Raw genomic sequence first — 4,962 nt, forward strand, 5'->3', positions numbered from 1 at the left:
TGGTTTTCGAGACAATGGCAAGAAGGGGATATTGTGTGCTTTTAAGGGAAGGGATGGTTTTACTTTCCTCTCGCTACTACAAAAAATAAATAATTACAACAACTTACATACATTTTCAGGGGAAACGCTCATGAGTCTGCGACTCACAAAGGACGATGAAAATGGGAGAAGGACAACCCCCTAACCCCCTTTATTAAGGGGGAATATCTGTTCTACACCATAGGATACGAGTCTGTGGATACTATACTAATTCGCTAATCTCTAATTCACTAATTCGCTATTTTCAAGAGAATCTTTATGCTATGTAGCATATAATATATAGGGCTTCACGAAATTATAAAGTAAGTAATCGGTTAAATGGTAACTGGTAACTAATTACCATTCACCAGTTACCAATTACCAAAATGAAGGAGGGATAAAAAAATGATTTTATCAGAGGAAAAAAAACAAGAGATTATAGAAGAGGAGTTTTTAAAGAGAAGTGTTCGGGACCCCGGGGTAGCGGCTGTTCTTTCTTTTTGCTTTAATGGACTTGGACAGATGTATAACGGGCAGATTAGAAAAGGGATTAACATTATGGCCAGCTCAGTTTTGTTGATGATTTGTGTCGTAATTACAACGATTTATCTTGTCTACATCTTCTGGCTAAATCCACAACAGATAGTCCAGTTAATTCTCTGGCTTATACTTTTAGCCTTGAGTATTACTGCGGTTGCTATTCTTGGAATTTACAGCATCTATGACGCCTATAATGGTGCTAAGATAAAAAAGTAGAGAACAGAAAGTGGAAAATTATAGAAAAATATTAATCATTCGCCTGAGTTCCATAGGTGATATTCTCTTAAGTTCTCCTTTAATTAGACTCATCAGGAAAAGATTCCCTGATGCAGAAATTGATATGGTTATGTGTGCAGAATTTGAGGAATTGGTTTCTGCCAACCCTAATATAAACCAGGTTATTTTATTTGACCGTAAAACAGGGATAAGAGGACTTTTGAGATTATGTAAAAAGATACGGGAGAAGCAATATGACTTAATTATTGATATTCATAAAAAACTACGCAGTTTCCTTATTTGCTTGACAAGTGGTGCAAAACAAAAGGTATCTTACAATAAACATTCCTTTCTTCGCTTCTTATTAGTTAAGTTTAAAATAAATCGCTATTCAAACACACCTTATATGGCTAATCTTTATTTAAAATCTATTGAGAGGTTTGGTGTTGAAGATGAAGGACAGGAATTAGAATTTTATATTACTCCTTCAAAAGAAGCAGTTATATTAGAATTACTCAGGAGTGAGGGCATAAGCAAAGAAGATATTTTAATTGGTATAGCGCCAGGTGCATATTGGGCAACCAAAAAATGGCCCAAAGAACGATATATTGAATTAGCTAATTGGCTTATCCAGAACAAGAAATCAAGAATAGTCATCTTTGGTGGTAAAGATGAGGTAGAATTAACTCAGGAGATAAAATTGGCATTATTTAATAAACCTATTGTTGCCGCCGGCAGACTTTCTCTTATGGAGACAGCCGCTTTACTTAAAAGATGCAAAGTGCTTATCACTAATGATACCGGGATAATGCACCTCAGTGTTGCCGTGAAAACACCAGTCGTAGCAATATTTGGGCCTACGGTTAAAGAATTTGGCTATTATCCGTATCGAGGGGCTAACCGAGTCATTTCTAAAGACTTACCCTGTAGGCCCTGTTCCACGAAAGGTAGTTCTAAATGTCCAATAAAAACCTTTGATTGTATGCGACTTATTTCAAGTAATGAGGTGTTGGAAGCTGTGAAAGAATTATTGGGTAACCAGGTTTGTAATGGGTCAGTGAAATAGGGGATTCTCCTGAAAGTAGGAAGTAGGAGAGTAGGAAAGTAGGAAAGGGGGAGAGATTGCCCCCAGAAGAGGAATACCGTGCACATCCTTTATCCTTTTCCTATTTACCTACTACCTACTTACCTACTATTTTCATTGCTTTGTCCTCCGCAGGTTAATGTTCATTCCCCCAAATAACTGACGTATTACACCAGGTTTCAACATTTTCCTTGCCAAAAGAAGAATGATGTGGTATAATTTTTATAAAATATTCCTGGAGGTGAAGAAAATTGAAAAAAGACATCCATCCTAATTATGTCGAAACGACTATTAGATGTGCTTGTGGAGCGGCTTTCCCGATTCGCTCAACCGTGCCTAATTTACGGATTGAGATTTGCTCTAACTGCCACCCTTTCTTTACGGGTAAACAGAAATTAGTAGATACTGCCGGTCGGGTAGAAAGATTCCGCAAAAAATATAAAATAGAAGAAAAAGAGGAAAAATAAGTGAAGGTAGAATTGCTTAAATATACACCCAATCCTGAAATTTTAGTTGCTATGGCGGCTAAATTATGTTATTCCGAATCGACTATTGATGATTTATGGAAGGAAATGAAGAAAAAAGAGGTGAGTGATTTTATCAATAAATTGATGGTAATGGGACATCACTCACCTTTTGAACATATAAGCTTTACCTTTGGCATAGAAGGAATTTCACGAGTAACTACCCATCAATTGGTTAGACATCGAATTGCCTCCTATTCACAACAATCTCAGCGGTATGTCAAGTATAACGAGCTAAAATATATAACCCCACATACTATTCAGAAAAACAAAGACATAGAAAGGTTATTCATAAAAGTGATGGAAACGGCAAAAAATGCCTATAAACAACTGCTAAAATCAGGAATTCCAGCTGAAGACGCTCGATATGTGTTTCCGGAGGCTTGCGAGACAAAGATAATTGTAACAATGAATGCCAGAGAATTACTTCATTTCTTTAGGTTACGGTGTTGTAACCGTGCCCAATGGGAAATTCGTAGGATGGCTTATAAGATGTTGAATGAAGTATTAAAAGTGGCTCCTGTGTTATTTTCAGATGCTGGGCCGGGATGCTGGCGAGGTCCATGTCCAGAAAATAAAATGTCTTGTGGAAAACCACCAAAGAGAGAGGAAGTATTAGACGATATAAAACAAAGGAAAGGTGATAATAAAAAATGACTACATTGCAGGAAGCAGAGAAATTGTTATCCACTATGACACGGGCAGAAAAGGCTCAGGTGCTTCAATGGGTGGTGTGTGATATTGGTGATGCCTTTCCTGATATTGAAAGCAGTCCAAATGTTTGTGGGGGAGAGGCATGTATCGTTCGCACTCGAATTCCAGTATGGGTATTGGTTCAAGCAAAGCGATTGGGTGCAACCGAATCAGATTTATTAAGGTGTTATCCAACTTTACGAGCCGAAGATTTAGCTAATGCCTGGGCATATTTTCGCTCTCATCGGGATGAAATCGAACAACAAATTCGTGAGAACGAGGAGGCTTAGAGGGAAATGGCACGATTGTATGCTAATGAGAACTTCCCTTTGCCTGTTGTTGAAGAACTCCGACGATTAGGGCACGAGGTTATCACTATTTATGAAACGGGTAAAGCAGGACAATCCATACCAGATGAAGATGTATTGACTTTTGCCAGAGATGAAAACCGAATTCTCGTAACCGTTCAGGATATAGCCACAGAGTCACAGAGAACACAGAGGGAATATATAACCACGAATGAACACGAATAATAAAAAGATTTGTAGTGCGAGGCGTTAGCTTCGCTTCTGGCAAGCCAAAAGGCGAACTTAAAGGTTCGCACTACATTTATGGAATGTCAGAGGTTAATTCGTATCCATTTGTGGCTAATTTCCTTAATTCTCTGTGAACTCTGTGTCTCTGTGGCTGAACGTTTACTGATTTTGTAGGTTAGGCTCGTCGAATCCACAAAGCCATTAATTCACAACACCAAATTTCTGGTCAACTCATTCGTGTAAATCGTCTTGAATGATGAGATTTAATAAAGGGATGAATTATGTTTGAAAAGTTAAAAGAGTTAGAAACCGAATATGAAAAATTAACCTCTCAGATAGAAGAAAATGTAACCAATCTCTCTTTATATCAAGAAATTATGAAAAAAAGGGCGAAAATAGAACCTTTTGTGCTTAAATTTCGAGAATATAAAACAGTAGAAGAAGAAATAGCAAAACTATCAGTAATGTTGAATGAGGCACTTGAGCCAGAATTAAAAGAGATAGCAGAAGAAGAATTGAATAGCCTGCAAGTAAAAAAAGAATCAATCGCAAAAAAACTAACAGATTTATTAGCCCCTAAAGATGAGGAAGAAGAAGATAGAAATATAATTATGGAAATCCGTGCTGGCACAGGCGGAGAGGAATCCGGGTTATTTGTAGCTGATTTATTTAGAATGTATAGTAAATATGTTATTTCACAGGGCTGGAAATTAGAGATATTCAATTCTCATCCTACTGGTATCGGGGGATTTAAAGAAATCATCTTTGGTGTGGAAGGCGATGAGGTATTCAAAAAACTTAAATTTGAAAGTGGCACCCATCGAGTCCAACGGGTTCCGGTAACAGAAGCCAGTGGCAGAATTCATACCTCAGCCGTGACCGTCGCCGTCCTGAAAGAGCCTGAAGAAATAGATATAGAAATTTCACCAGAAGATTTGAGAATTGATACCTTCAGGTCAAGTGGGCCTGGCGGACAACATGTCAATGTTACAGATTCTGCAGTTAGAATTACACACTTACCAACAGGTTTTGTCGTTACCTGCCAGGATGAACGCTCACAACATAAAAATAAGGCAAAAGCAATGCGTGTCTTGAGGGCTGAATTATTAGCCCAGGCAGAGGAAAAAGCAAGAAAAGAACAATCTCAAGAACGAAAATCTCAGGTTGGCTCCGGTGATAGAAGTGAAAAGATAAGAACTTATAATTACCCACAAAACCGCGTTACAGACCACCGCATTGGCTTAAGTTTGCACAGACTTGAAACTATTATGGATGGCGATTTAGACGAACTTGTCTTTGCATTAATCTCTGCTTCAAAAGAGCTGAAAACTAAAAATAAGTAACTGGTATT

The 4,962-nt window shown here is 37.8% G+C and carries 8 protein-coding genes; all 8 read left to right on the forward strand.

The window, feature by feature from the left end; all coding sequences use genetic code 11:
• On the forward strand, positions 1–184 hold a 184-nt coding region (locus AB1414_12895), incomplete at its 5' end, for a hypothetical protein (protein MEW6608319.1).
• Positions 185–423: 239 nt separating this feature from the next.
• Positions 424–774, forward strand: a complete 351-nt coding sequence (locus tag AB1414_12900; GenBank protein MEW6608320.1) for a hypothetical protein — start codon at positions 424–426, stop codon at positions 772–774.
• Positions 775–784: 10 nt separating this feature from the next.
• Positions 785–1,840, forward strand: a complete 1,056-nt coding sequence (gene waaF / locus AB1414_12905) for a lipopolysaccharide heptosyltransferase II (protein MEW6608321.1) — start codon at positions 785–787, stop codon at positions 1,838–1,840.
• A gap of 269 nt (positions 1,841–2,109) precedes the next feature.
• Positions 2,110–2,325: a 50S ribosomal protein L31 gene (rpmE, locus tag AB1414_12910; GenBank protein ID MEW6608322.1), complete on the forward strand. Its 216-nt coding sequence runs from the start codon at positions 2,110–2,112 to the stop codon at positions 2,323–2,325.
• Positions 2,326–3,039 carry an FAD-dependent thymidylate synthase gene (gene thyX, locus AB1414_12915; protein ID MEW6608323.1) on the forward strand — a complete coding sequence of 238 codons (714 nt, stop codon included), beginning with the start codon at positions 2,326–2,328 and terminating at the stop codon, positions 3,037–3,039.
• Positions 3,036–3,365, forward strand: coding sequence for a DUF433 domain-containing protein (locus AB1414_12920; GenBank protein MEW6608324.1), 330 nt, complete (start codon positions 3,036–3,038; stop codon positions 3,363–3,365). Before thyX ends, AB1414_12920 begins: the two co-directional genes overlap by 4 nt.
• Positions 3,366–3,371: 6 nt before the next feature.
• Positions 3,372–3,608, forward strand: a complete 237-nt coding sequence (locus AB1414_12925; GenBank protein ID MEW6608325.1) for a DUF5615 family PIN-like protein — start codon at positions 3,372–3,374, stop codon at positions 3,606–3,608.
• A gap of 284 nt (positions 3,609–3,892) precedes the next feature.
• Complete coding sequence (gene prfA, locus AB1414_12930) at positions 3,893–4,954, forward strand: peptide chain release factor 1 (GenBank protein MEW6608326.1); 1,062 nt, start codon at positions 3,893–3,895, stop codon at positions 4,952–4,954.
• Positions 4,955–4,962: the final 8 nt, after the last annotated feature.

The organism is bacterium (assembly GCA_040755795.1).
GTDB lineage: Bacteria > UBA9089 > CG2-30-40-21 > CG2-30-40-21 > SBAY01 > JBFLXS01.